Origin of the sequence: Pseudoduganella aquatica, from assembly GCF_020865585.1 — a bacterium.
GTDB lineage: Bacteria > Pseudomonadota > Gammaproteobacteria > Burkholderiales > Burkholderiaceae_D > Rugamonas > Rugamonas aquatica_A.
Map to the genome: position 1 here is coordinate 3298231 of NZ_CP086370.1, position 26180 is coordinate 3324410.

Annotated in this window: 26 protein-coding genes; 19 read left to right on the plus strand and 7 right to left on the minus strand. The window is 64.3% G+C overall.

The genetic code is table 11. The features are described 5' to 3' along the window. Window positions 1-68 precede the first annotated feature (68 nt). The 3 genes from KT882_RS14760 to KT882_RS14770 form a co-directional block, all read right to left on the minus strand. A complete protein-coding gene (locus KT882_RS14760) occupies window positions 69-851 on the minus strand; it encodes a substrate-binding periplasmic protein (protein ID WP_228896425.1) in 783 nt (260 codons plus the stop codon). Continuing rightward, window positions 848-1321: a cache domain-containing protein gene (locus tag KT882_RS14765; protein WP_228896433.1), complete on the minus strand. Its 474-nt coding sequence runs from the start codon at window positions 1319-1321 to the stop codon at window positions 848-850. The genes KT882_RS14760 and KT882_RS14765 overlap by 4 nt, the downstream gene beginning before the upstream one ends. A 93-nt stretch (window positions 1322-1414) precedes the next feature. After that, entirely contained in the window at window positions 1415-3199 is a 1785-nt protein-coding gene (locus KT882_RS14770; protein ID WP_228896435.1) for an ExeA family protein, read from the minus strand. Window positions 3200-3336: 137 nt separating this feature from the next. Between KT882_RS14770 and KT882_RS14775 the strand changes: the two genes are divergently transcribed. The 16 genes from KT882_RS14775 to KT882_RS14850 all read left to right on the plus strand — a co-directional run bounded on the left by KT882_RS14775 (window position 3337) and on the right by KT882_RS14850 (window position 19747). Then, complete coding sequence (locus KT882_RS14775; protein WP_161072246.1) at window positions 3337-5040, plus strand: GspE/PulE family protein; 1704 nt, start codon at window positions 3337-3339, stop codon at window positions 5038-5040. A gap of 1 nt (window position 5041) precedes the next feature. Next, complete coding sequence (locus tag KT882_RS14780) at window positions 5042-6268, plus strand: type II secretion system F family protein (RefSeq protein ID WP_228896437.1); 1227 nt, start codon at window positions 5042-5044, stop codon at window positions 6266-6268. Further along, window positions 6268-6813, plus strand: coding sequence for a type II secretion system protein (locus tag KT882_RS14785; RefSeq protein ID WP_161072244.1), 546 nt, complete (start codon window positions 6268-6270; stop codon window positions 6811-6813). Before KT882_RS14780 ends, KT882_RS14785 begins: the two co-directional genes overlap by 1 nt. Before the next feature lie 63 nt (window positions 6814-6876). Further along, window positions 6877-7326 carry a type II secretion system protein gene (locus KT882_RS30800; RefSeq protein ID WP_161072243.1) on the plus strand — a complete coding sequence of 150 codons (450 nt, stop codon included), beginning with the start codon at window positions 6877-6879 and terminating at the stop codon, window positions 7324-7326. A 10-nt stretch (window positions 7327-7336) separates the two neighbouring features. Then, window positions 7337-7894: a pilus assembly FimT family protein gene (locus tag KT882_RS14795; RefSeq protein ID WP_161072242.1), complete on the plus strand. Its 558-nt coding sequence runs from the start codon at window positions 7337-7339 to the stop codon at window positions 7892-7894. Next, window positions 7884-8447 carry a prepilin-type N-terminal cleavage/methylation domain-containing protein gene (locus KT882_RS14800; RefSeq protein WP_161072241.1) on the plus strand — a complete coding sequence of 188 codons (564 nt, stop codon included), beginning with the start codon at window positions 7884-7886 and terminating at the stop codon, window positions 8445-8447. The genes KT882_RS14795 and KT882_RS14800 overlap by 11 nt, the downstream gene beginning before the upstream one ends. Further along, complete coding sequence (locus KT882_RS14805) at window positions 8444-9295, plus strand: prepilin-type N-terminal cleavage/methylation domain-containing protein (protein ID WP_161072240.1); 852 nt, start codon at window positions 8444-8446, stop codon at window positions 9293-9295. The genes KT882_RS14800 and KT882_RS14805 overlap by 4 nt, the downstream gene beginning before the upstream one ends. Continuing rightward, window positions 9292-9774, plus strand: coding sequence for an agglutinin biogenesis protein MshP (locus KT882_RS14810; RefSeq protein ID WP_228896439.1), 483 nt, complete (start codon window positions 9292-9294; stop codon window positions 9772-9774). Before KT882_RS14805 ends, KT882_RS14810 begins: the two co-directional genes overlap by 4 nt. Next, entirely contained in the window at window positions 9774-12854 is a 3081-nt protein-coding gene (locus tag KT882_RS14815) for a DUF6701 domain-containing protein (RefSeq protein ID WP_161072238.1), read from the plus strand. Before KT882_RS14810 ends, KT882_RS14815 begins: the two co-directional genes overlap by 1 nt. A 155-nt stretch (window positions 12855-13009) precedes the next feature. Beyond that, window positions 13010-13954, plus strand: coding sequence for a type IV pilus biogenesis protein PilM (locus KT882_RS14820; protein ID WP_161072237.1), 945 nt, complete (start codon window positions 13010-13012; stop codon window positions 13952-13954). Next, window positions 13951-14643 carry an MSHA biogenesis protein MshA gene (locus tag KT882_RS14825; RefSeq protein WP_161072236.1) on the plus strand — a complete coding sequence of 231 codons (693 nt, stop codon included), beginning with the start codon at window positions 13951-13953 and terminating at the stop codon, window positions 14641-14643. The genes KT882_RS14820 and KT882_RS14825 overlap by 4 nt, the downstream gene beginning before the upstream one ends. Then, window positions 14640-15428, plus strand: coding sequence for a type II secretion system protein GspM (gene gspM, locus KT882_RS14830; RefSeq protein ID WP_161072235.1), 789 nt, complete (start codon window positions 14640-14642; stop codon window positions 15426-15428). Before KT882_RS14825 ends, gspM begins: the two co-directional genes overlap by 4 nt. Next, a complete protein-coding gene (locus KT882_RS14835) occupies window positions 15425-15754 on the plus strand; it encodes an MSHA biogenesis protein MshK (RefSeq protein ID WP_161072234.1) in 330 nt (109 codons plus the stop codon). The genes gspM and KT882_RS14835 overlap by 4 nt, the downstream gene beginning before the upstream one ends. A 35-nt stretch (window positions 15755-15789) precedes the next feature. Beyond that, window positions 15790-17565 carry a pilus (MSHA type) biogenesis protein MshL gene (mshL, locus tag KT882_RS14840; RefSeq protein WP_228896441.1) on the plus strand — a complete coding sequence of 592 codons (1776 nt, stop codon included), beginning with the start codon at window positions 15790-15792 and terminating at the stop codon, window positions 17563-17565. Then, complete coding sequence (locus tag KT882_RS14845; protein WP_161072232.1) at window positions 17565-18455, plus strand: ExeA family protein; 891 nt, start codon at window positions 17565-17567, stop codon at window positions 18453-18455. The genes mshL and KT882_RS14845 overlap by 1 nt, the downstream gene beginning before the upstream one ends. Window positions 18456-18469: 14 nt before the next feature. Beyond that, on the plus strand, window positions 18470-19747 hold the full coding sequence (locus KT882_RS14850; RefSeq protein ID WP_161072231.1) for a tetratricopeptide repeat protein: 1278 nt from the start codon (window positions 18470-18472) through the stop codon (window positions 19745-19747). A gap of 5 nt (window positions 19748-19752) precedes the next feature. Here KT882_RS14850 and KT882_RS14855 read toward each other — a convergent pair whose 3' ends face one another. The 3 genes from KT882_RS14855 to KT882_RS14865 all read right to left on the minus strand — a co-directional run bounded on the left by KT882_RS14855 (window position 19753) and on the right by KT882_RS14865 (window position 22552). Further along, the gene (locus KT882_RS14855) at window positions 19753-20751 is read right to left on the minus strand and encodes an HD-GYP domain-containing protein (protein WP_161072230.1); all 999 of its coding nucleotides are present in this window, start codon (window positions 20749-20751) and stop codon (window positions 19753-19755) included. A gap of 26 nt (window positions 20752-20777) precedes the next feature. After that, window positions 20778-21956 (minus strand): pyridoxal phosphate-dependent aminotransferase, encoded by a 1179-nt coding sequence (locus KT882_RS14860; protein WP_161072229.1) that lies wholly within the window; start codon window positions 21954-21956, stop codon window positions 20778-20780. 158 nt (window positions 21957-22114) lie between these two features. Then, window positions 22115-22552 carry a putative toxin-antitoxin system toxin component, PIN family gene (locus tag KT882_RS14865; protein ID WP_161072228.1) on the minus strand — a complete coding sequence of 146 codons (438 nt, stop codon included), beginning with the start codon at window positions 22550-22552 and terminating at the stop codon, window positions 22115-22117. 34 nt (window positions 22553-22586) lie between these two features. Between KT882_RS14865 and yaaA the strand changes: the two genes are divergently transcribed. Further along, window positions 22587-23357, plus strand: coding sequence for a peroxide stress protein YaaA (gene yaaA / locus KT882_RS14870; RefSeq protein WP_161072227.1), 771 nt, complete (start codon window positions 22587-22589; stop codon window positions 23355-23357). Between the two features lie 40 nt (window positions 23358-23397). On the opposite strand, the gene KT882_RS14875 is transcribed toward yaaA, so the two are convergent. Continuing rightward, window positions 23398-24219 carry an outer membrane protein assembly factor BamD gene (locus tag KT882_RS14875; RefSeq protein WP_161072346.1) on the minus strand — a complete coding sequence of 274 codons (822 nt, stop codon included), beginning with the start codon at window positions 24217-24219 and terminating at the stop codon, window positions 23398-23400. Window positions 24220-24287: 68 nt separating this feature from the next. Here KT882_RS14875 and KT882_RS14880 point away from each other — a divergent pair, with 68 nt between their 5' ends. Both KT882_RS14880 and pgeF read left to right on the plus strand, forming a co-directional pair. Beyond that, complete coding sequence (locus KT882_RS14880) at window positions 24288-25367, plus strand: RluA family pseudouridine synthase (protein WP_371869351.1); 1080 nt, start codon at window positions 24288-24290, stop codon at window positions 25365-25367. After that, window positions 25367-26173: a peptidoglycan editing factor PgeF gene (gene pgeF, locus KT882_RS14885; protein WP_161072225.1), complete on the plus strand. Its 807-nt coding sequence runs from the start codon at window positions 25367-25369 to the stop codon at window positions 26171-26173. Before KT882_RS14880 ends, pgeF begins: the two co-directional genes overlap by 1 nt. Window positions 26174-26180 lie beyond the last annotated feature (7 nt).

The window sequence follows — 26180 nt, forward strand, 5'->3', positions numbered from 1 at the left end:
GCGGAATGTTGTAGTTTTGGAACGACAGTTCGCATCATCTAACAAAACCTGCAACAGGGGCGCACGGTTCAATTGCCAACTGTAAATTTGATTGGCTGGGCCTCGTCGAAGCGTCGGAGTATGGCGGCCAGCGTGCCATCCTTGCGCATGCGGGCCAGTTGCGCGTTGAAAGCGGCTATCACTTGCTCGGCCTGCGGATGGCGGCGGCTCATGCCGAAATGCAGCGGCAGCGTCAACAGGGGAGTGGCCGAGTGCCTCAGCGGCGGCAGCCCGCGCAGCTCGTCCGAGCGGTGGCGCAGATTGTAGGCAACGATGCGTTTGTCCTCCAGTAGCATGTCTATTCGGTCAACGGATAGTTTGAGCAGATTCTGCACCACCCGGTCCACCGGCAGCACCTGGAAATTGTCGTGGAGAAGAAAATTGTCGCTGTAGTCGTAGCCGCGCATCACGCCTATCCGCAGGCCGGTCAGGGCGTCCATACTGCTTCGGTCGCCCAGCTCTGGCCGCAGGAAAAACAGGTGCAGCTCGTTGGACAGGTAGCTGTCGCTGTACAAGATGCGGGCGCGGCGCTGTGCGGTCGGCCAGATCGCCACCACGCCGTCGCTTTGGCCGTTGTAAGCGTTGCTCAGTACCCGGCTCCAGGGCATGATGTCGATCGCGGTGGCGTAGCCGGCCCGCTGCAGCGCCGTGGCGACGATCTCGGCGGCGAGACCTTTGCCGGGCAACTCCGCGCCGGTGTAAGGCTCCCAATAGTTGGCTGCCAGCCTGAGCACCGGTTGGACGTCGGCTGCGGTGGCGGCGCAGCACAGCAGCAGGGCCAACAGCTGCAGGCAGGCGGCGCGTCGCCTCATTTCGGGCGCTTGTCGCCCAGATAAACGCCGACGCAGGCCAGCGTCTCGCCGACCGCCTGCTGGCAGTAGGCTTTCTTGTATTCGTAGGAAGAGGTTTGCGGGTTGGAGAACTTGTATGGCCCGTACCAGCCCTTGCCCTTGGCCTTGACCATGTCGATCATGCCCTTGGCCAGCGGTGTGCCATCCACGTCCTTCATATCGATCAGGTTCTTGCCCACCATTTTCTTGTTCGGCCCCATCGCCAGCATGGTGCCGCCGTAGTCGTAGACGAAGACGAACAGGTCCTTCAATTCGGTGCCGGCGGCGCGGCTATTGATCTGGGTCAGCACCTTGTCCTGGCCCTCCGCCTTCATCTGGGCGATGGTTTTCGCCACCAGGTCTTCGGCTTCCTTTTCGGTGCCATGTTCGGCGGCGTGGAGGCCGCCACAGATGATAATGCCGACGATGCCTGTGAGAAAGTTTTTGTTCATTGCGGTCTCCGGGGGGACGTTGTCAAGAGCGTCCCATTATCCTTAATGCGGGAGATGGCGCCATCCAACCTTTGGGAGATTGCGGCGCGATGACTATTCGGACGCGGCTTTTTGCTGGGCAAGCCGCACGGCCTCGCGGATGCCTTTGATGGTGCGGATTTTGTGGCGGGCGCCGGATCGCTCGGCCAGCGTGGCTTGCACTTCCTGGACTTTTTTGGCGGAGGCGAAGCTGCCGTAGACGATGGCGATGCGGGGTTCGCCCTTGATCAGCATGGGGTAACTGTGGACTTCGCTCAGGCCGATGGCGGCGCGGGTGTCGGCGAGGAATTGCTCGGCGCGCTCGGGTTCGCTGGCGGGGAAGTTCTCGATCTGCACGCAGAAGTTGTTTGCAGGCTCATCGCGCAGCCAGGTCTTGCTGGCCAGCAGGGACTGTTTGAGCAGGCTGGCGGGTCGGGAGGTGGCGGCTGCCGCCGTGTGGCGCGGCACGTCCAGCGTCAGGCCGCGCGCGGCGGCGATGGCGGGCGCAGACGCGGCTGCTTTCACCGGGGACTGGGCGGGCGCCGCTGCCGCAGCGGGCGGGGCCGATGCAACTGCCGTAGCGGTCGGGACGGACTCCGCTGCCGCTGGCTGGGGCGCGGCGGCGATGGCGCTGGCCGGGGCGGCCGCAGGGCGTAGCAGGAAAGCGGCGCTTGCAATGCCGGCGACAGCCAGCATGGCGCCGCTTGCAATCACCGCTTTGCGGCGCAGCGAGCTGGGCCGCAGCTGCGCCGGCATTAAGTCTTGCAGGCCGCCAGGCGGTGTTGACGGCGGGGCGGCGAATCGTTCAGCCAGTTCGAGTGCGGCGGGTGAGGCGGGCGGCGGCGGTTCCGGCGCAGGCGTGGGCGCAAGCTCAACTTCAGGCGCTGCCGCGAAGGAGGGTTCAAGCTTGGGCTCTGGCTCAGCCTCGGTCTTTAGCGCTGGCGCCGCTTCCGCCACTAGCGGCGCCGTTGGGGCAAACGCCACAACCGCCACAGCTGGGGTAGCCGGTGCGGCATCGCCGGCGGGCCGCACCGGTACGCCCTTGATCGCGTCGCGCACATGGAACATGGCCACGGCGGAGGCGCTGGCGCCGGCGGCGACGGCCAGCGAGCGGTCCGCCAGCGCCACGAGCGCGTGCAGGTCGGCGCCGGCGGTGCGGGCGATCAGTTTGGCGGCGTCAAGCTGGAACAGGGCGCCGTCAGGGTGCCCGGCGGCGCGCAGGCGGCAGGCCAGCAGCTCGGGCGCCAGTTCCGGCGGCAGCGGCGGCACCACGAAGCTGAGCGTGATGCGTTCGCGCAGCTGCCGCAAACGCGGCTGGCGCAGCACATGGTTCAGCTCAGGCGTACCGACCAGCACCACCGGCAGCAGCGTATGCGGCCCGGCGCTGAGGTTGGTGAGCTGGCGCAGCGTCTCCAGCGTGTCCAGCGGCAACGCGTGCGCTTCCTCCACCAGCAGCACGGCCAGCTTGCCGGCGGCGCGCCCGGCCGCCAGATGGGTGTGCAGCAGCCGCATCACTTCGTCGGTGCGCAGCCCGCCCGGCGCCAGGTCCAGCTTGCGCGCGATGGCGCACACCGCGTCCAGCGGCGACACCGGGAACTGCGTGCCCCGCCCCAGCAGCAAGGCCTGCACCGGCGGCGCGGCCGGCACGGCCCCTTGCGCCAGCCGCTCGGCCAGCACCTGGCACAGCATGCGCTTGCCGCTGCCCGGCTCGCCGGTCACTTTGATCACGCCATCGCCCAGCCTGAGCGCGTAGTGCAGGGCGCCCAGCAACTCGCGCCGCGCCGCGTCCTCGTAGTGGAAGGCGGGGCCGGCTGCGGGGCTGAAAGGCGGGCGGGTCAGGTTGAAGTGGTCGAGGGCCATATGCGTGCATGCTGAACAGATGAGCACTGTAGCAAATATCGGACTGGTTTAGCCAGCGGGCAGCACATATTACTCGTAGAAACGGGCTGATCTGGCATAAAATGGCCGCGACCAATGTGCAACGATCGGAGTAGTGTATGGCTCGGCCCGAAAAAGTCCGCTTAGGCGAAATCCTGGTGCAGCAAAAGCTGCTGACGGAGGAACAGCTGGGACTGGCGCTGGCCGAACAGAAGCGCAGCGGCCGCAAGCTGGGCCGGGTCTTCATCGAGAGCAGCTACGTCACCGAGGAGCAGATCGCCGGGGCGCTGGCACGCCAGCTCAACATCCCCTATATCAACCTCAAGTTCTACAACATCAATCCGGAAGTGGTGCGCCTGCTGCCGGAAACCCAGGCCCGCCGCTTCCGCGCGCTGGTGCTGGAGGACAGGCGCGGCTCGCTGCTGGTCGGCATCGCCGACCCCACCGACCTGTTCGCCTACGACGAAATCGCCCGCCTGGTGCAGCAGAATATCGAGCTGGCCGTGGTCAACGAGACCGAGGTGCTGGCCGCCATCGACCGCATCTACCGCCGCACCGACGATATCACCGACCTGGCGCGCGAGCTGGAGCAGGACCTGGGCGACGTGTCGGTCGACTTCGGCGCGCTGGCCGCCAATCCCGGCCTGGAAGAAGCGCCCATCGTCAAGCTGCTGCAGTCGGTGTTCGACGACGCCACCCAGGTGCGCGCCTCGGACATCCACATCGAGCCGCAGGAAAGCCGCTTGCAGATCCGCTTCCGCATCGACGGTGTGCTGCACCTGCAGACCGAGGCCGATATCAAGATCGCGCCGTCGCTGGCGCTGCGCCTCAAGCTGATGTCGGACCTGGACATCTCGGAAAAGCGCCTGCCGCAGGACGGCCGCTTTGCCGTGCGCGTGAAGAACCAGCGCATCGACGTGCGTATTTCCACCATGCCCACCCAGTACGGCGAATCGGTGGTGATGCGTCTGCTGAACCAGGGCGGCATCAACCTGAGGCTGGACGCGATTGGCATGCCGCGTGGTGTGCTGGAGAAGTTCCGCGCCATCGTGCAGCGCCCGAACGGCCTGGTGCTGGTGACCGGCCCCACCGGTTCCGGCAAGACCACCACACTATATAGTGCGCTGGCCGAGCTCAATTCGGTGGAGAAAAAGCTCATCACGGTGGAAGATCCGGTCGAATACCGCCTGCCCGGCATCAACCAGGTGCAGGTGAACGACAAGATCGAACTGAATTTCGCGCGCGTGCTGCGCTCCGCGCTGCGCCAGGATCCGGACATCGTGCTGGTGGGCGAGATGCGCGACCAGGAAACCGCCCAGATCGGCCTGCGCGCCGCCATGACCGGCCACTTGGTGCTTTCCACGCTGCACACCAACGACGCCGCCAGCACCCCGCTGCGCCTGATGGACATGGGCGTGCCGCGCTATATGGTGGGCAGTTCGTTGCAGGCCGTGCTGGCGCAGCGCCTGGTGCGCGTGATCTGCGAAAGCTGCACCACGCCGTACACGCCCACGCCGACCGAGCACGAATGGCTGCGCCTGGAGCTGAACGACAAGGTGGACATGGCGCGCTATTTCCACGGCAAGGGCTGCTCGCACTGCAACGGCATGGGCTATCGCGGCCGTACCGGCGTGTATGAGCTGCTGGAGATGACGCAGGCGGTGGTGGACGCGTCGCACCACCATGACACCAGCCACTTCATGAAGGTGGCGCATGCGCAGATGCGGGGCGAGACCCTGCGCCGGCACGCGGTGCACCTGGTGATCCAGGGCCGCACGACCATCTCTGAAGCCATGCGCATCAGCAACCAGTACGAGGAGTGACGTGCCGTTTTTTGCCTACAAGGCCCGCAACGCGCGCGGCGAACTGATGCAGGGAGTGCTGGAGGGCGCCGACAGCAACGCGGTGGCCGACCAGCTGTTCGGCACCGGCGCCACGCCGGTGGAAATCACGCTCACGCGCCAGGCTGCGGCCAAGGACGGCGAGAGCTGGTGGGCCAGGATGACCGAGAAAAAGGTCAATTCCATGGACGTGCAGCTATTTAGCCGCCAGATCTATACTTTGCTCAAATCCGGCGTGCCGATCATGCGCGGGCTGGCTGGCCTGCAAGAGTCGGCCATCAGCAAATCGTTCGGGCGGGTTATAAAGGATTTGCGAGAATCGCTGGACGCGGGCCGCGAATTGTCCGCCGCGATGCGGCGCCACCCTGAAGTGTTCAATAACTTTTACCTGTCCATGGTGAAGGTGGGCGAGATGACCGGCCGGCTCGACGACGTGTTTCTGCGCCTGTTTGATCACTTGGAATTTGACCGGGAGATGAAAAACCGGGTCAAAAGCGCTACACGTTATCCGACGTTTGTCATCATCGCCATGACGTTGGCGATGGTCGTCGTGAACATTTTTGTCATTCCGCAGTTCGTCAAAGTGTTCGAGAGTTTCAAAGCCGAACTGCCGCTTATGACGCGCATTTTGATAGCCACTTCCAAATTCACCGTTGAGTACTGGCCAGTATTGCTGGTGGCGGCAATTGCGGGCTTTTTCGCTTCGCGCACCTGGGTTGCGACACCTGGCGGACGCTTCGCCTGGGACAAGGCCAAGCTGCGCTTCCCAATTGCCGGGAAAATCATCCACAAAGCGACCATGGCCCGCTTTGCGCGCAGCTTTGCGCTATCCAGTCGCAGCGGAGTGCCTATCGTGCAGGCACTTACCGTGGTGTCTCAGACGGTGGATAACGCGTATTTGTCGTCGCGGGTGGAGCAGATGCGCGACAGCGTGGAGCGGGGCGACAGCATCTTGCGTACTTCCATCGCGGCGGGCGTCTTCACGCCAGTGGTACTGCAGATGATCGCCGTTGGCGAGGAGTCGGGAGCACTGGATGATTTGATGGATGAGATCGCTCAAATGTATGAGCGCGAAGTGGATTATGAGTTGAAAACATTGGCATCCCAGATTGAACCGATCATGATTACCTTTCTCGGGGCGATGGTGCTGGTGCTGGCGCTGGGGATTTTCCTGCCGATCTGGAATCTGGGGCAAGCGGCCCTGCACTGATGCGCAAACCGGCCCAGTACACAATTGGTGTCGTTTCGCCGCAACGGAGGCGAGGGCAAGGCTTCAGCCTGCTCGAACTCGCTGTTGTTGCAATTATTTTCAGCGTTCTGGCGGCCGTCTTGTTGCAGCGCTTGGCTTTTTATCAGGACGAGGCCGAGAGGGCTGGTGCGCAATTGTTGGTGGCAAATATGCGTAGCGCCTTGTACAGCAAGGCTCTTGAGGCGGCGGTGCAGCAAGACCGTGCACGCCTTGCCCAGTTGGTCAGCGCGAATCCGATCAGGCTGCTTGAGCGAGAACCTGAGAATTACAAGGGCGAAATTGATGGATTGTCAGCAAATAAGCTGGAACCCGGTTTTTGGTATTTCAATCGGGACAAGCGTATTCTTGTCTATGTGTTCAGAGGGAAAAAAAGTTTTCCGCAGGATCTAATTGATCGCTGGTATTTCAAGGTAGAATTCAGCCGCTTGCCCACGAAAGACGCCAAGCCGGATGGAACGCATGACCAGAATGGCAGCGTCGCCCTGATTCAAGTTGACGGAAGCTGAGGTCGTTATACATACTGACTACAGGCCTGTCACAATTTCTTTCAGACTAAGGTGGAGTATTAAATGCAAAACAAACAAATCGGTTCTATCCGTAGTGGTGCTCAAGCTGGTTTTACCCTGATCGAACTGATCGTGGTGATCGTCATCCTCGGCATTCTGGCTGCAACCGCGCTGCCGAAGTTTGCGGACCTGGGTGCTGATGCCCGTCGCGCCAAGCTGAACGGCGCACGCGGCGCTGTCAGCAGCGCCGTAGGCATTTCGCGCGGTGCCTGGTTGGTTGCGGGTTCGCCAAGTACCGCGCAAACTCTCAACGGTGTGACGATGAACGGCAGCGGCTACCCTACCGCAGATGCGAATGGCATTGGTGTAGCGGCAGGTAGTCTGTCGGACTATTCTTTTGCCACCGCGTCGGGGGTGGCTACCATCGGCACTGATACTGGACGGGCCAACTGCTTCTTTACCTACACCGAAGCGACCGGCGTTGTAAGTGCGCCGACCACCACTGGCTGCTAATCCTGGCGCCATGACGCATCTGAGCCTGTCCGTAGTGGCTGGCTTAACTGAACTGCCTGGCCGTAAGTCCGGGCAGTTTGGGTTTACGCTGGTGGAACTTATCATCGTGATAGTCTTGGCCGGCATCCTCGGGGCGGTAGCTGTGCCTCGCCTGTTCGATCAGCGCAACTTCGGCGCCGTGGCTTACAGCGACCAGGTGCGCGGTTTGATCAGATACGGACAGAAGCTGGCTATCGCCCAGAACCGCAACGTGTTCGTGCGCCTGGACGGCGCCAGCGCTGCCCTGTGCTTCGACGCGGCCTGCGCGCAGCGTGTTCTTCCGGCCGCGGGCGGCAACTCCGGCAGCAGCGCCACGCTGCAACGGTGCGGCAACTCCACTGCGTGGGCCTGCGAAGGCGTGCCATCCGGCCTGAGCATTACGGCGTACTCCACTTTCTACTTCGACGCTTCCGGCGAGCCCTTCCTGGCGTCCAGCAGTCAGAGTCTTCCCACCCAGACCATCGTCATCGCTGGCGACGGCCTGAACCACAATGTCGTCGTCACAACGCAGACTGGCTATGTTTATTAAGCGGCGCCAGCGCGGCTTGACGATGGTCGAGCTGATCATCTTCATCGTCATCGTCGGTGTGGCCGTGGTTGGCGTGCTGCAGGTGATCACCGTGAGCAACCGCAGTAGCACTGATCCGGCCCGTCGCAAGCAGGCCATGGCCATCGCCGAAAGTTTGATGGAAGAGGTGCGGCTAGCGCCGTTCACGGCCTGCGATGGCGCCGATCCGGCCATGGAAACCCCCGGCGCGGCCTGCGCCGTCGCCGAGGGTGTGGGCCCGGAGCTTGGCAACTCGCGTCCATATGACAACGTGAACGACTACGTGGCCGCCTTCGGCTCGCCCGCGACCTACACCACCGACGTGGTAGGCAACAGCTTCCCTACCGGATACGCCGCCACCGTTACCATCGTCGAGGACAGCGCCTTCGGTCCGGCGGGCGCCCGGGTGCCGCAAAACTTGGCGCTGCGCATCACCGTGCGCGTAGCCTACGGTTCGGAGAACGTGGTGCTGGAAAGCTATCGCGCGCGCTACACGCCGCAGAACTTGCCGGTCAGCCCACCGTCGCCACTATGAGACCCAATTACCCGACCCGCCGCGCGCGCGGCTTCACGCTGGTTGAAGCCATTATCGTCATCGTCATCACAGGTATTGTGGCCGGCATGGTGGCCATCTTTATCAAAGCCCCGGTGCAAAGCTATGTCGACAGCGTGGCGCGCGCCGAGCTGAGCGATGCGGCCGACCTGATACTGCGCCGCATCAGCCGCGAGCTGCGCCTGGCGCTGCCCAACAGCATCGTCGTGTCGGCCGACCGCCGTTCGGTCATGTTCCTGATTACCAAGACCGGCGGCCGCTATATCGACGTGCGCGACCAGCCGCCGCCCGCCGTGCTGCCGCTCAGTTTTACCAACCCGGCCGCGCGCACCTTCCACATGGCGGGTGCGGCGCCCACCGGCCGCCAGGCCATCGTGCCGGGCGACTTTATCGTGGTGTACAACCTGGGGCAGGGCCAGAGCCCGGCCGACGCCTACAACCAGCAGAACGCCGGCCTGGTCACTGCCGTGAACGGCACGCAGATCACCATGGCCACCAACCCCTTCGCCGTCGCCACGCCCACCATGCCGTCGCCCACCAGCCGCTTCCAGGTGGTGAGCGGCACGGTGGTGTACCAGTGCGCGCTGCCCGCGAGCGGGACCGGCACGCTGACGCGCTACACAAACAACCAGGTGCTGCAGGCGGTGGACGTGCCGGGGCCGCTGGGCGTGGGCGCGCTGATGTCGAACGCGGTGGCGACCTGCCAGTTCGATGCCACGCAGCTGCCGAACATCCAGACCGCCCTGATTACCATCAAGCTGAAGCTGCAGCTGCCCAACGGCGAGGCCGTGGAGCTGGTGCGGCAGGTTCACGTGGACAACACGCCATGAAAACGCAACTTTCCATAGCGCGGCGCTTGCGGCGCCAGGCCGGGGTGAGCATCGTCACCGCGATCTTCCTGCTGGTGGTGCTGTCGGCGCTGGGCGCGGCCATCGTCACGCTGTCGACTACCCAGCACGTGGGTTCGGCACTGGATCTGCTCGGTTCACGCGCATATGAAGCGGCGCGCTCCGGGGCCGAATACGGCTTGTACCGGCAGGCGATAGACGGCGCCTGCGGCAGCAGTTCCTTCACCATGCCGGCGCCAACGATGGCGCCTTTTATGGTCAGCGTGCAGTGCGTACAGAACGCGACCACTAATATGTCTTCCATAGGCACCCTTGGCGCGCCTGACTACCAGCCACCGGGGCATCCGCTGCAAACCATTATTACCTCGACCGCGTGCAACCAGCCGGCCGGCGGCGTTTGTCCGAATCCTGCGCCAACGTCGCCCGACTATGTGCAGCGCGTTGTGACGGTGCAGTTCTGATGCGGGCCTTGCGCAAGGCATTGCTGGCCGGGCTGGGGGCGCTGCTGCTGGCCGCGCCGGCCGCGCGCGCCGATACGCCGATCAAGCAAGTCAAGGCCTTCGCCGGCAATATCAACTTCACCGGCACCGAGAAGAGCATGCGGACCTTGCCCAATCCCAGCGGCAATAATGGTGGCGATGCCTGCGCGGTCGACGAAGGCACTTTGAATATGTCTTTGACCGGCTTGCCGTCCGGCTCCACCGTTCTGAGCGCGCAGCTGTACTGGGCCGGTTCCAACTCTGCGCCGCAGCAGTACACAGTCAACTTCGACGGTGTAACCGTCACCGCGCCGGCGGCGCGCCAGTTTTCCTTGAACTACGTCAGTGCCGGCGTGAGCAGGCCATTCTTCGCCGGCGCAGCCGACGTGACAGGCCAGGTGAGGGCTAAAGGCAATGCGGTGTATACCGTCGGCGGCCTGGCGATCGTAAAGGGCGCTCCGTATTGCACAAACCAGACGGTGCTTGGCGGCTTCCAGTTGCTGGTGGTCTATTCGCTGCCGAGTGAAACGTTCCGCGTACTGAATATTTACGAAGGGTTCCAGTTTATTAGCAATTCTTCGCAGTCCTTGGTGCTTAGCAATTTCCAGACGCCGAACCCGATCGGAACTGTTACTGGCCGGGTAGGGCATATCACCTGGGAAGGCGACGCTACGCTGAACGATAGCGAGTATCTGCAGTACAACGGCGTGGCGATGCAGGATACGCTCAACAATAGCGACAACCAGTTCAATTCCGCCAGCAGCATAGACAACAATGCGGCCTCCTACGGTATCGATTTCGATGCCTACACGGTGCGTTCGCCGGTTATCAAAGGCGGCGATACACAGGCGATCACCACCTATCGTTCCGGTCAGGATCTGGTACTGCTGAATGCGGAGATTATCGCGGCGCCGAATGTGCCGGCGACCGACCGCAGTATTACGATGACACTGAACAACACGCTGGCGCCTTCGCTGCCCAGTATTTACACGATTACGGTAGGTAATAACGGTCCGCTCACGGAGACCGGTCCCATCGTGGTCAGGGATACACTGCCGGCCTCGCTGATCTATACCGGTGCCAGCGGCACTGGCTGGACTTGCGGCATGGCGGCGCAGGTGGTGACCTGCACCTACAGCGGCACGATGGCGACGGGAACCACGCTGCCCCCCATCACGCTGCGCGTCACGCCGGCCGCCAACGCCAGCGGCCTGGTGAGCAATACAGCCAGGGTAAGCGGCTCCCTGTTTGACTATGACAGCAGCAATAACAGCGCGACGGTCAGCGTGCGCGTCGGCCAGGGCGGCATTTTGCCCGTGTATGTGTTTACCGACGGTGTTTGCAGGCATGGCCTTCCGTTCAACGACAGCGGCCAGACCTGCAAACGGATTTCACTGACTACGGTAACGGCGAACGAGGCGATACCGATGTTTGTCACCTACACGGTGAACGAAGTGCCGACCAGCCTGGATACCGTAGACACCACGGTCAAAATGAAGTTTGCCTTGTCTTGCCACAATCCGGCCACCGCCAACGGACGCAAGGCCAGTTTTACCCCGCGCGGCGCGTCCGCCATTCCGCTTGAGTTGTGCGCGCAGAGCGGCCTGGTGCCGGCCTCCAGCGCCGCCGAGTGGGGCAGTGCTTTCCGCGATGTGGTGTTGCCGGCCAATTCGCCGACCAGCGCGGTGATCTACGAGTTCAACTACGCCGACGCCGGCCGGGTTGAGCTGTTGGCCATCGACCAGGCCGGCAAGCTGGGCAGCACCGATCCCTTCGTATCGCGCCCGCGCGAATTGCAGCTGACCACCGTCACCAGCGTGGGCATCACCCCATCCCGCAACAACCAGGCGGGCTGGCCGACCGCGTCCTTGAGCGACGGCGCTTTCGTGCCGGCGGGATCGACCTTCCGGGTGCAGGTGCAAGCCATGTCGGGCGGCATTACGCCGGTAATCACGCCCAACTTCGGCCGCGAGGACGTCCCTGTGGTCTTGACGGTGAAGGCCAGGGTGGCGACCGATGCGAGTGGTGAGTTCTTCCCGGACATGGACAAGAAGAACGACTTCGGCGACGTCGACGTGGGCGGTGGATTCGGCGCTTTCAGCAACGGCGTGGCCAGCGGCGACCTTGTTTTCAACGACGTGGGCATTATCCGGCTAGCGGCGGAGGTATCGGACTACCTGGGGACGGGCCCGATTGATGTGCTGCCGGTCAATGTCGGCCGTTTTTACCCGCACCATTTCGACGCCGTTCCTGCTGGGACCATGAACTGCCACACCCAGCTGCCATGCGCGGCCGGCGTCAACGGCGCGGCCTATTCGAAGCAGCCGTTCCCGGTTCAGCTGCTGGCGCGCAATGCGCTCGGCGCCACGACCCGCAACTACCGCGGAGGCTTTGCCAGGGCAGCGGCGTTGACCGCTTTCTCCGCCGCGCAGGGCAGCAGCGCCAATCCGCCCAGTACGCCGGCGGGTTCAGTGCTCAGCGCGGCGAGCGCTGCTGCCAGCAGCTTTGCGGACGGCGTCGCCACGCTCACGCCGGTGTATACCTTCCCAACGGTCAATGCGGCCAGCACGATCCCGCCCACGAATGTCTTCCTGCGCGGCGCCGAGACCAGCGGCACGGACGGCGTCACCTCCAAGGTCAGCAGCGCCATCGAAGGCGGCCTCGTCATCGTCAGCGGCCGTTTTGTGGCCAGCCACGGCTACGGCTCGGAGCTGCTGCCCATGCCGCTGCGTTTGCAGGCGCAATTCTTCAGCAGCAGCGGCTGGCAGCTCAGCAGCAGCGACAACGCCAGCAGCCTGGCCGGCACCGACCTCACGTTCAGCGGTTGCACCAAGATGCTGGCGGCGGGCGCGCAATGCAAGCCTGTGCTGGCGAGCACATCCCCCGCCACGGTGACGTTGCAAAATGGCGTGATCAGCATCCGGCTGGCGGCGCCGGGCGCGGGCAATTATGGCAGCGCGAATGTGACGCCGAACAAGCCGGTCTGGCTGCCCGGCGTCTATGGGCGTCTCACGTTTGGCACCTACCGCGCGCCATATATTTACCTCAGGGAAATGCATTGACCGCCTTGCAATATGCTTTTTGTCTCCATTCGGCAAAAAAGCGTGGGAAAGTTGTTTCAAGGGATGAAATATGGTCTCGACGCGACAGGAATCTTGAATATAATCAAGCCACTGCGACGCTTTGTGAATGCATTGCTAAATATTGAGACGGTTTTATGGGTTTTTGGGGAAAAGCGAAAAAGAAAGACGGCTGGCTGGCTATCGCGCTGTACGCGGATGGCGTGCTCGCCGCGCGCGTGGAGCGCCGCCGCGAGGCCCGTCCTTCCGTCCGGACGGCGCTGTTTGTGCAGGGCGCGCGCGAGCAGGCCGGCGCGGCCCTGGCACGCCTGCACAAAGACCTGAACACCGCGCAGTACCAATGCTCGAGCGTGCTGGGCATGGGCGAATACCAGCTGCTGATGCTGGAAGCGCCCAATGTGCCGGCCGAGGAGCTGAAGACGGCGGTGAGCTGGCGCCTGAAAGACATGATCGATTTTCCCGTGGCCGACGCCACTGTGGATGTGCTCGATGTGCCGGTGGCCAAGAACGCGCCGGCCCACAACCACCAGGTGTTCGCCGTGGCCGCGCGCAACAGCGTGATCGAGCCGCGCCAGAACCTGTTCGCGGGCAGCAAAGTCAGCCTGGACGCCATCGACATTCCTGAAATGGCCCAACGCAATATCTCCGCCATGCTGGAGCCGGAAGGGCGCGGCGTGGCCTTGCTGTCGTTCGACCTGGACGGCGGCCTGCTGACGGTCACCTTTGGCGGCGAGCTGTATCTTGCGCGCCGCATGGACATCACGCTGGCCCAGCTTCTGAGCGGCGACAGCGGCAAGCAGCAGCAACTGCACGACCGCATCACGCTGGAACTGCAGCGCTCGCTGGACCACTTCGAGCGGCAGTTCAGCCATGTGGCCGTGTCCAAGCTGGTGCTGGCGCCTACCGGCAGTCCGGAGCTGCACGAGTACCTGTCGCGCAATCTCTACCTGCCGGTGGAAGTGCTGGACCTGGACAGCGTGCTGGACCTGGACCAGGTGCCCGAGCTGCGCGACCCGGCGCAGCAGGCGCGCTACTTCATGACGCTGGGCGCGGCCCTGCGCGACGAAGGAGACCGCCCTTGAGCCAGCAGATCAATCTGTTCAACCCGCGTTTCCTCAAGCAGAAGAACTATTTTTCCGCCGCCGCGCTGGCGGGCGTGCTGGGCGTTGTCCTGCTGGGCGCGCTGGCGGCCGGCATGGTGGCCAAGCAGCGCGCCGCCGCGCTGGAAGCGCAGGCCGCCGTCGTCAAAGGCGAACTGGCGCAGAGTGAAACCCGCAAGACCGCCGCGCTGACCGAACTGGCGCCGCGCCAGCGCAGCGCGACGGTGCAGCAGGAGCTGGACCAGGCCGAGGCCGAAAACCGCGCGCTGCTAGGCGTGTCGGCCATATTGGACAAGGGCGAGTTCGGCAATACGCGCGGGTACTCGGCTTATTTCAAGGCGTTTGCGCGCAGCCGCGTCAACGGCCTGTGGCTGACCGGTGTGCAGATAGTCGGCGCGGGCAACGAGATCGGCTTGCAGGGCCGCACCTTGCAGGCCAGCCTGCTGCCTGGCTACCTGGGCGGCCTGTCGCGCGAGCCGGTGCTGAAAGGCACCAGTTTTGGCCACCTGGAGATGAACCAGCCCAAGCCTGCCGCAGCGGTGCCGGGCGCTCCTGCGCTGAGCGCGGCCGCCCCGGGCGGCGAAGGCGCATCCAGCGCACCGGCCGTGGCTCCCTATATTGAATTCCGCCTGCAAGCGATGCCCGCCGGCGCCAAAGCGGAGGCGCCATGAAGCAGCAATGGTTGAAACTGGCCGCCCGCATTGAAGCGCTGAGCCTGCGCGAGCGGCTGATGGCGTGCGGCGCCGCCGCCGCGATGATCGTGTTTTTGCTGTACACCATGATGATAGAGCCGGCCCTGGCGCGCGAGAAGTCGCTGAAGGCCGTGATCAGCCAGCAGCGGCAGCAAATGGCCGCCAACGACATGGAACTGGCGCAGCGCCAGGCCGTGGCGCAGGTCGATCCGGACCAGGGCAGCAAGAACCGCCTGGCCAAGCTCAAGGTTGAGAACGAGGCCATGCGCACCGCCTTGCGCACCATGCAAAAAGGCCTGGTGGCGCCGGAGAAGATAGGCCATATGCTGGAGCAGATGCTGCAGGGCGGCAAGCTGAAGCTGGTGTCGCTGAAGACGCTGCCGCCGCGCGGCATGAGCGACGGCCGTTTTGCCGAGCCGGAAAGCGGCGCCGCGCCGGTGCTGAACGATACCCAGCGCGTTGCCAACAACCTGTTGCAGCCCGCCGCCGCTCCCGCCAATGCTGCCGGGGCAGCCGCCGCGCCGCCAGGCGCGACCCCGGTGCCGGCCCCGGCCAAGCAGGAAGAATTGTTGTACCGCCACGGCGTGCAGCTGGTGCTGCAGGGCAGCTACCTGGACATGGTGAATTATATGGAAGCGCTGGAGCATATGCCGTCCCAGCTGTTCTGGGGCAAGGCCACGTTGGAAGCGGAAGACTACCCGAAAGCGCGCTTGACGCTGACGCTGTACACCCTGAGCCTGGATACCAAATGGATGGCGCTATGAAGCCTATCGCCCTGTACGCCTCTCTGGCCTGCCTGCTGGCGGGGCCGGCGCAGGCGCAAAGCCTGGCCGATCCCACCAAGCCGCCCGCCGTTATGGGTGTGCAGGGCGGTGAGGCGGGCGAGCCCGGCGAACCTGCCGCGCCGCAGCTGCAGTCCATCCTCGTCTCGCGCGAGCCAGGCGGGCGCCGCGTTGCCGTGATTAATGGCGAAATGGTGCGGGTGGGAATGAAAGTTGGCGACGCTGTCGTCGAGCGGGTAGGCGAAACGGAAGTGGTGCTGCGCCGTGGCAAATCCCGGGAAACGCTGAAACTGTTCGCTAAACCATGAAGCATCAAAAAATAGGTACCAACCGAGTCCACAATATGCAAAAACTCATACACCTCGCTTGCGCCGCCGGCGCCGTAGCCAGCCTGGCGGCCTGCCAGAGCCAGATTGCCGCGAAGCGCGACACTTATGAGGAAATCGGCAAGGAAGTGCGCCAGGCCGCCGCCAACTCGCCGCGCCAGCAGGCCGCGCCGGACGCGGTGGAGGCGGCGCTGCTGCCGCAACTGCCCGCGCTGGCCTCGCAGCTGCCCAAGGCGCGCGCTGTGCTGGACGAGCGCTTCAATGTGGCGTTCAACCAGGTGCCGGTGCAGCAGTTCTACAACTCCATCGTGGCGGGCACGCGCTACAACATGCTGATTCACCCAGAAGTGAGCGGCACCATCACCGCCCACCTGAAAGACGTCACGCTGTTCGAGGCGCTCGACGCGGTCCGCGAGCTGTACGGCTACGACTACAAGGTGGAAGGCACGCGCATCTATATCCGTCCGCTGACGATGCAGACCCGCATGTTCAAGGTGAACTACCTGACCGCCAACCGCAAGGGCAGTTCCAATGTGCGCGTGTCGTCCACCTCGGTGGGCACGTCGGGCGCCACCACGTCCGGCCAGAGCGGGCAGAGCGGCAACGGCCAGAACAACACGCCGCAGCAGCCGCAGCAGAACAACCAGCAGGCGACGCAGGAAGATTCCAGCAACGTCACCACCACGTCCGACAGCAATTTCTGGGCTGACCTGAAGGAAGCGCTGACCGCGCTGATGGGCGGCGTGGCCGACGGCCGCAGCCTGGTCATCAGCCCGCAGTCCGGCGTGATCGTGGTGCGCGCCATGCCCGAGCAGCTGCGTAATGTGGACCAGTACCTGAAAGCCACCCAGCTGGCGGTGGAGCGCCAGGTGATCCTGGAGGCCAAGATCCTGGAGGTGCAGCTCAACACCGGCTTCCAGAGCGGCATCAACTGGGCCTCGTTCGCGTCCTTCAAAACCGGGCACGACAACCGCGTCTCGGCGGGCTTTTTGCAGCCGGGCTCGGCATTGCAGCCGCTGCCGTATGCCGGCGGCCAGCCGCCCACCATGACCACCGGCGCCGGCCTGGCCGCCAGCACTGGTTTCGCGCTGGCCAATGCCGCCACCAACCCCGGTTCGCTGTTCGGCCTGGCCTTCCAGACCAGCAATTTCGCCGCCATGATTTCCTTCCTGGAGTCGCAGGGTTCGGTGCATGTGCTGTCCAGCCCGCGCATCGCCACCATGAACAACCAGAAGGCTGTGCTGAAGATAGGCACCGACGAGTTCTACGTCACCGGCGTGAGCACCACCACCAATTCCAACGCCACCGGCAACACCACCAGCCCCAACGTGACCTTGCAGCCTTTCTTCTCCGGCGTGGTGCTGGACGTGACGCCGCAGATCGACGACGAGGGCAACATCATGTTGCACGTGCATCCCTCGGTCAGCCAGGTGACCACCGTGAACAAGGTGGTGAACCTGGGCAGCGCCGGCTCGCTGAACCTGCCGCTGGCGGCGTCCAGTACGTCGGAAATGGACAGCATGGTGCGCGGCCAGGACGGCCAGATCGTCGCGATCGGTGGCCTGATGCGCCAGTCCACCGTCAACGACCGTTCGCAGCTGCCCGGCGCGGGCGACCTGCCGGTGGTGGGCGCGCTGTTCCGCAATACCGACAGCCAGACCCAGAAGCGCGAGCTGGTGGTGCTGATCAAGCCCACCATCGTGGACGGCGCCGCCAGCTGGACGCAGGATATGCAGGACGCCAGCGGCCGCATCGACAAGCTGGACCCGCGCCGGCCTATGGAGCGCCGCTGATGTACAAGTCCCACTTCGGCCTGCGTGAGGTGCCTTTCAGCATCACGCCGGACACGAGCTTTTTCTTCACCAGCCCGCATTCGCAGGAGGCGCTCAATACGCTGCTGGTGGCGGCCCGAAGCGGTGAAGGCTTTATCAAGATTACCGGCGAGGTCGGCACGGGCAAGACGCTGCTGTGCCGCAAGTTCATGGCCACGCTGGGCGAGGAATTCGTCACTGCCTACATTCCCAATCCCTACCTGGAGCCGCGCACGCTGATGCTGGCCCTGGCCGACGAGCTGGAGATTACGCTGGAGCGCGACGTTGACCAGCACCAGCTGCTCAAGTCCATCAACTACCGGCTGCTGGAACTGGCGGGACAAGGCAAGCAAGTGGTGCTGTGCCTGGACGAGGCGCAGGCGATTCCGGTGGAGAGCCTGGAAGCCTTGCGCCTGCTGACCAACCTGGAAACCGAAAAACGCAAGCTGCTGCAGATCGTGCTGTTCGGCCAGCCCGAGCTGAACGCGCACCTGGAAAGCCCCACCATCCGGCAACTGGCGCAGCGCATCACTTTCCATTACCACCTGGGCGCCTTGTCGAAGGACGACCTGGATTACTACCTGGCGCACCGCCTGCGCATTGCCGGCTATGCCGGCGGCAGGCTGTTCGCGCGCGGCGCGGTGCGCAAGCTTTACCTGGCGACCGGCGGCATACCGCGATTGGTCAACATCATGTCGCACAAGGCGCTGATGCTGGCGTATGGCGAAGGCCGCCAGCAGGTGGAAAAGCGCCATGTGGTGCTGGCCGCGTCGGACACGGTGGCGCCGCAGCGCGCGGCATGGCCGTGGTTTGCGGGCGCGGCGGGGCTGGCGCTGGCGGCGTGCGGCATTACCTGGGCCTTGATCAAATGAGTCTGATAAATAAAATGCTGCAGGATCTGGACGCGCGCGGCGGCGCGCAGGCCGGGCAGAGCAGCGTGCCGCAGATGCGGGCAATTACGACAGGCCAGCCGCCGCGCGCCATGATGGCGGCAGGGGCCGGGCTGGCCGTGGTGCTGCTGGGTCTTAGTGGCTGGCTGGGATGGCGATTTATGCATAGACCGGAGGGAGCGCCTGCCACCGCTGCCTTAGCCCCGGGGGCCTCCGGCGCGACTGCCGCCAGTGCCGCTGCCGCTCCCAATACGGCGGCCGCCTCCGCCGGCAACGCAGCCGCCACAACCGCCGCCGGCAGCGCGCCTGCAGTGGCGCCGCACGGTTCGGCGCCCTTGCTGGCCGTCGCGCGTCCGATGCCGGTATCCCCGGACGCGGTATCGCCTGACGCGGGCGATACGGCAGCGAGCTTCTCGCGCCGCCCGCCGCGCTCAAACGCGGATGAACACAGCGCGGCGGAACTGGCGGCGGAACTGAAGGCTGCGAAGAAGAAGGCGCGCCAGGCAAAGATCGAGGCTGAGCGTCTGGCCGCGGCCGACGCTGCTGCGGCCAAGGCCAGCGCGAAAGCCGCCTCCGCAGCTGCGCCCGCAGCTGGCCCGGCGGGCGCGCAGGCCGGTGCGCGCGCGGCGAAGGCCGAGCCCAAAGCGAAGGCTGTGCGCACCGCCGAAGTTGGCGCCCAGCCCGGCACCGGCGGCGTGACGATGACGTCGCAGCAGCAGGGCGAGAACGCTTACCGGCGCGGCCTTGCTGCATTGCAGGAAGGCCGCGTGCCGGACGCGCTGGCGAATATGGAGCAGGCGGTTTTCCTGTATCCGCGCCACGACACGGCCCGCCAGACGCTGGTGGGCTTGCTGATCGAGAACAAGCGCCTGGACGAGGCGATGCGCCATTTGCAGTTCGGCCTGGGGCTGGATTTGAAACAGCCGCAGATGGCCATGATACTGGCGCGCTTGCAGATAGAGAAGGGTGGTCCGGCCATCGAGACCCTGCAGCGGACCTTGCCTTATGCCGGCGCGAATGGCGACTACATCGCTTTTCTGGCCGGCGCCTTGCAGCGCGCGCAACGCAACCGCGAAGCGGCCGAACAGTATCAGGCCGCGCTGCGCCTGCAGCCGCAGAACGGCGTGTGGTGGATGGGGCTGGGAATTTCGCTCATGGCCGACAAGCGCAACGCCGAAGCGCAGGAAGCCTTCACGCGGGCGAAGAACAGCGGCAATCTGTCGCAGGAGCTGCATAGCTTCGTAGACCGCAAGCTGCAGCAGCTGGGACGCTGAGGCGCTTACAGGCTGGCCTGCTCGCCCCAGATTTGCTTCATGCTGAAGCGCACGTCTGCCTGGTCTTCGCTGAGGACTTCGGCGATGGCGCAGTCCGGATCGCTGGCGCGGCGCAGGGCCTGGCTCAGGCCGCTGGCGTCGCGCAAGGACTTGCCGTTGGCGTCGCGCAGGCAGTGGATGTGGATCTCCCCGCCGCCGTCGCGCTGCGTCACCACGCCCACCTCGCCGTTTTGCAGGCGCACCAGCGCGCCCGGCGGATACGTGCCTATCTGGCTGATGAACTGGTCCGCCAGCAGCGCGTCGCTGACCTTGGCCGGGTCGCCCAGCAAATTGTTCAGCGCCTTGTCGGCCAGCACCGAACAGCGGTAGTTGCGCGCCGACACTTGCGCGCAATAGCGGTCCGCCAGGCTGATCAGCCGCGCGTTCTGCGTGATCTGCGCGCTGGTGCGGCCTTCGGGATAGCCGGTGCCGTCGTCGTTCTCATGGTGCATCAGCACGCAGGCGATCCACTCCTCGTCGTCCACGCCCGCGTCGCGCAGCAGGTCCACGCTTTCTTCCGGATGGCGGCGCACGATGGACATTTCCTCGCTGGTCAGGCTGGAGTTCTTGTTGAAGGTGTTCTGGTGGCGCAGCATGCCCACGTTCATGGTCAGCGAGGCCGCGGCGATCACCAGCATTTCCTCCTGCGGCTTGCGCATGCGCTGCGCCACCAGCGTGGCCACGATGGCGGTCTCGATGCAGTGCCGCACCGCGTAGGTGCCGGCGATCTGGCTCAGGAAGATGCTGGCCAGCGCCACGTCCTGGTTCAACTGCACCGCCGCCATCACTTCGCGCGCGATGGCGCGCAGTTCGCTTTGCGCGTTCGCTTCGTTGCGCAAATCGGCCAGCAGCTTTTCCAGGCGGCGGTTGGACTTGTTCAACGCGTTGAGCGCGGAAGGGCGCGCCATGGCGAGGTTGGGTGTGTCGCCCAGGACGATGTCTTTCAGGCTGCTGTACTGGTTCATGGCTCTATCCCTGTGCTGCCGTCTTCTTATATTGCGGCCAGGCGTTCGAGCGCCAGGGCCAGCGTGTCGTCCTTCTTCGCAAAGCAGAAGCGCACAATGCCCGACTCCTTGCCCTGCTGGTAAAACGCGGAAACCGGTATCGCCGCCACTTTCACTTCCGTGGTCACCCATTCGGCGAACTCTGCTTCCGGCATGCCCGAAATGGCGCCGTAGCGCACGCACTGGAAATAGGTGCCGTCGGCCGGCAGCAATTCGAAGCGGCTGCCTTGCAGGCCATTGCGGAAGATGTCGCGCTTGCGCTGGTAGAACGCCGGCAACTGCTGGTAGGGCGCCGGATCGGCCATATAGCTGGCGATGCCGTGCTGCATGGGCGTGTTGATCGAAAAGACGTTGTACTGGTGGACCTTGCGGAACTCCACCATCAGCGCGGCCGGCGCGGCCACATAGCCTATCTTCCAGCCGGTGACGTGGTAGGTCTTGCCGAAGCTGGACACCACAAAGCTGCGCGCCGCCAGCTCGGGGTGGCGGCAGATCGATTCGTGGCGCTGGCCGTCGTAGACCATGTGCTCGTACACTTCGTCCGACAGGATCAGGATGTTGCTGCCGCGCACAATGTCGGCCAGCGCCTGCATGTCGGCCGCGCGCAGCACGGTGCCGGTGGGGTTGTGCGGCGTGTTGATGACGATCATGCGGGTCTTGCCGCTGACGGCGGCCTGCACCTGGCCCCAGGGCACGCTGTAGCCCGCTTCGCCCACGGCCATCTGCACCCGCACGGCCACGCCGCCGGCCAGTTCGATGGCGGGCAGGTAGCTGTCGTAAGCGGGCTCGAGCACGATCACTTCGTCGCCCGGATGGACCGCGCACAGGATGGCGGTGGTGAGCGCCTGCGTGGCGCCGGCGGTGACGGTGATCTCGGCGTTGACGTCGTACTGGTGGCCGTAATGGGCGGCGATCTTGGCGGCGATGGCCTGGCGCAGCACCGGCGCGCCTGTCATCATCGGATACTGGTTGAAGCCGGCGCGCATGGCGTCGCTCACCATGTCGACCAGTTTCGGCTCGCAGGCAAAGTCCGGGAAGCCCTGGCCCAGGTTGACGGCGCCGTGTTCGGCGGCCAGCGCGGACATGCGGGTGAAAACGGTGGTGCCCACCGCCGGCAAGCGGGTGGCCAGGACGGGTGTTTCGGGCAGTATTTGACGGCTGTTCATGGGGCGTGGACGGAAGAATGCGTATGCTTATTCTAGCGCAGCCGCCACCATTCGGTGTTGCTCATCCGCCCACTATTTTCTTGCATGGCGGGTTACGCAGCTGCGCTGCTAACCCGCCCTACGGCCTGCCGCGTGGTGTATCGTAACCCGCCACAGCATTATGCCTCCGGCGTCCACGCCTCCGGCACCATGACCTTGAACATGCCGGCCTTGGCCAGGCGTTTGCCCAGCTTGAGCAGCGCCTTGTCCTTGGTGATGAGGATGGCGGCGCCGGCATCGCGCGCCAGCTCCAGGAATTTCTGGTCGTCGCGGTCGGTGCAGACCGGCAGGCGCACGCCGGACTCGGGCGGCTCCACCACCTTGATCAGCTGGTCGAAGCGCGCCGCGCTCAGCGGGCGGCTGTCGTCGTCCAGCGGCAGGTGCTTGTAGTGCAGCACCACCAGGTATTCGGCGCGGCAGTCGGCCCGGGTAATGGCTTCCACCGCGCCGCTTTCCATCGCGGCCAGCAGGGCGGACCAGCGCGGGTCCTTGAAGACGAACAGGTCGAGGCAGACATTGGTGTCCAGCACGATGCGTTTTGGTGAAACAGGTATCATGTCGGTTCTTGATATGAAGTAATTTTTAAAATCTATGCTGATAGTGCTTTCGCCCGCAAAAAGTCTCGACCTGGAGACCCCTCCGACCACCAAACTGCACACCCAACCCGATTTTCTCGACCATTCGGAACAGCTGATCAGCCGCCTGCGCGATTTCTCGCCCGCTGAAATCGGCGAGCTGATGGACATTTCGGATGCGCTGTCCACGCTGAACGTGGCCCGCTACGCGTCCTGGACCAAGGATACGTCGGAAGCGCGCCAGGCGGTGATGACTTTTAATGGCGACGTGTACGACGGCCTGGCCGCCCGCACGCTCACGCCCAAGCAGCTGGGTTATGCGCAGCAGCGCGTGCGCATCCTGTCCGGCCTGTACGGCATGCTGCGTCCGCTGGACCTGATCCACCCGCACCGCCTGGAAATGGGCACGCGCCTGAGCACGCCGCGCGGCAAGGATCTGTATTCCTTCTGGGGTGACACCATTGCCAATGCGCTGAACCAAGCCGCCGAGGAGCAGGGCGCCGAAGTGCTGATCAACCTTGCTTCCGAGGAATACTTTAAGTCGGTCAAGCGCGCCAAGCTGGGCATGCCGGTGATTACGCCGGTGTTCGAGGACTGGAAGAACGGCAAATACAAAATCATTTCGTTCTACGCCAAACGCGCGCGCGGCCTGCTGGCCCGTTACGCGGCGGTGAAGAACATCACGAATCCGGAGAAGCTGAAGGCCTTCGACGTGGACGGCTACGCCTTCGACAAGAAGGACTCGGACGAACGCACCTGGGTGTTCCGCCGCCGCGTGGCCGACTGAGCTTGGCGGGTTACGGCGTTCCGCCTAACCCGCCAAGCGCTTAGCCCCAGAGTTTCCACCACTGGCGCTCTTTTTTCACGCCTTCGTCGAGGAACTTGCTGTTCGGGTAGTTCTTCTTGAACACGCGCAGGGCGTCATCGTGCATTTGCACGTTGCCCATTTTTTCGTAGCCGCGAATCATGATGAACAGCGCTTCCTCGATGGAAGGCGAGTCGCGGTAGTCGCTGATCACGCCCATGGCGCGGTTCACGGAGGCCAGGTAGGCGCCGCGGCGGTAGTAGTAGCGCGCCACATGCACTTCATAGGAAGCCATCGCGTTAATCAGATACTTCATCCGGTCGATGGCATCCGGCGTATACTGGCTGTCCGGGAACTTGTCGACCAGCGCTTTGAACGCTGCGAAGGCTTCGCGGGTGGCTTTCGGGTCGCGCTCGGTGGGATCCTGTTCGTAGATGAAGTTCAGGAAGCCGATCTGATCGTTGAAGCTGATCAGGCCGCGCAGATAGTACATATAGTCTACGTTGGCATGATTGGGGTGCAGCTTGATGAAGCGTTCCACGGCCGCCAGCGCCTGGGCTTGATCCTGGGCCTTGTAGTTGGCGTAGGCGATTTCCATCTGCGCCTGCACCGCGTAAGTGCCGAACGGATAGCTCGCTTCCAGCTTCTCAAATAACTGAATTGCACGCTCGTAGTGCCCGCCGGCCAATTCCTCCTTGGCCTCCGAGTATAATTTCGTAGCGGACCAGCCTTTGGTTTCATCTGCCTTTTCCGGCAGCAAGCTGCAGCCGGAGAGGCTGAGCACTAAGAAAGTTGCTGCGGTTGCTGCTGTTTTTGCCGCGCTTACCGATAATTTTTTTTGCATGTTGTTTTGCAAGAACGTTTAACCAAGATATGTACAACTGGCTGATTATAGCCGATGGGAATGCTGTGATTTTAACTAATAACGATAATAACGAAATAGACGCCGACTTTGATGCGGACTTCCTGGGCGAAGACGAGGCCAGCGACGCGCTGGCCCCTATCGTACTCGAATTGAGCCCCGAAGCGTGCGGCGAACGCCTGGATAAAGTGATCTCCAAGCTGGTGCCCCAGTTTTCGCGCGGCCGCCTGCAGATGTGGATCGAAGGCGGCTTCGTTACCGTGGACGGCAAGCCATCGAAAACCAAGGCCACCGTGTATGGCGACGAGAAGGTCGTCATCCTGCCGCAGCCGGACCAGGAAACCGAGGCCTTCAAGCCCGAGCCGATGGAACTGGACATCGTCTACGAGGACGAGCACCTGATCGTGGTCAACAAGGCCGCCGGCCTGGTGGTCCACCCCGGCAACGGCAACTGGAGCGGCACGCTGCTCAACGGCCTGCTGCACCACTGCCCGCAGCTGATGGGCGTGCCGCGCGCCGGCATCGTGCACCGCCTGGACAAGGACACCAGCGGCCTGATGGTGGTCGGCAAGACCCTGGCCGCGCAGACCGACCTGGTGCGCCAGCTGCAGGCGCGCAGCGTGAAGCGCGAATACTGGTGCCTGGTATGGGGCACGCCGCAGTCCGGCGGCACCATCAACGCCCCCATGGGCCGACACCAGAAAGACCGCGTGAAGATGGCCGTGTCCACCGGCCTGGGCGCCAAGCCTGCCATCACGCACTACGAGCGCATCGAGTCCGGCGTGCTGGAAGGCCGTCCGGTGAGCATGGTGCAGTGCCGTTTGTCCACCGGCCGCACCCACCAGATTCGCGTCCACATGGCCCACCTTGGCTTCCCGCTGGTCGGCGACTATGTGTACGGCAAGGCCCACCTGACCCACTTCTTCCCGCGCCAGGCGCTGCAGGCGCGCCGCCTGGGCCTGATCCATCCGGCCACCGGCGAGGACTGCGAATGGCGCGTGCCGCTGGCGGACGACTTCGCGGCGCTGCTGGAGCAGGTCGGCATCCATAACCCCGGCCTGGGCGACGTGGGCGGCGACATCGAGGACGACTACCAGGAAGACGACTTCGACTACGGTGACGACGACTGATGACAGCACCCCGAGGCTCCCCGCAATGGCTGGTTCCCGACTGGCCGGGCCTGCCGCCGAATATCGGCGTGCTGGCCACCACGCGGCGCGGCGGCGTCAGCCCCGCGCCCTATGACGACGGCCAGGGTGGAGGCGGCCTCAACCTTGGTATCCATGTCGGCGACCAGCCGCACAACGTGGCGCAAAACCGCGCCACGTTGGCGGCCGAGCTGCCGGACGAGCCGGTCTGGCTGAACCAGGTCCATGGCGTGGCCGTGGCGGACGCGGACAAGGTCCGTCCCGGCCAGGTGCCGACGGCCGACGCCAGTATCGCGCGCGTGCCGAACACGGTTTGCGCTATCCTCACGGCCGACTGCCTGCCGGTGCTGTTCTGCGACACCGCCGGCACGGTGGTGGGCGCGGCCCACGCCGGCTGGCGCGGCCTGGCCGACGGCGTGCTGCAGGAAACCACGCGCGCGATGCGCGAGGCGGGGGCGGGGGAGATCATGGCCTGGCTGGGTGTGGCCATCGGCCCGGTGCGCTTTGAAGTCGGCAACGACGTGCTGCAGGCGTTCCTGAAGCAGGCGCGCGCGTCCGGCGACGCGGCGGCGGAAGCCCTGGTGCAGGCCGCCATCGTGCCTATCGAGATCAAACCGGGCAAATACCTGGCGGACATGTACGCGCTGGCGCGCGCCATATTGCGGCGCGACGGCGTGCTGCGGGTTGCGGGCGGGGAATACTGCACGGTGTCGAATTCCGGCCGTTTCTACTCCTACCGCCGCGACGGCGTGACCGGGCGGCAAGCCACTTTGATCTGGATCAAATGATGTGCGG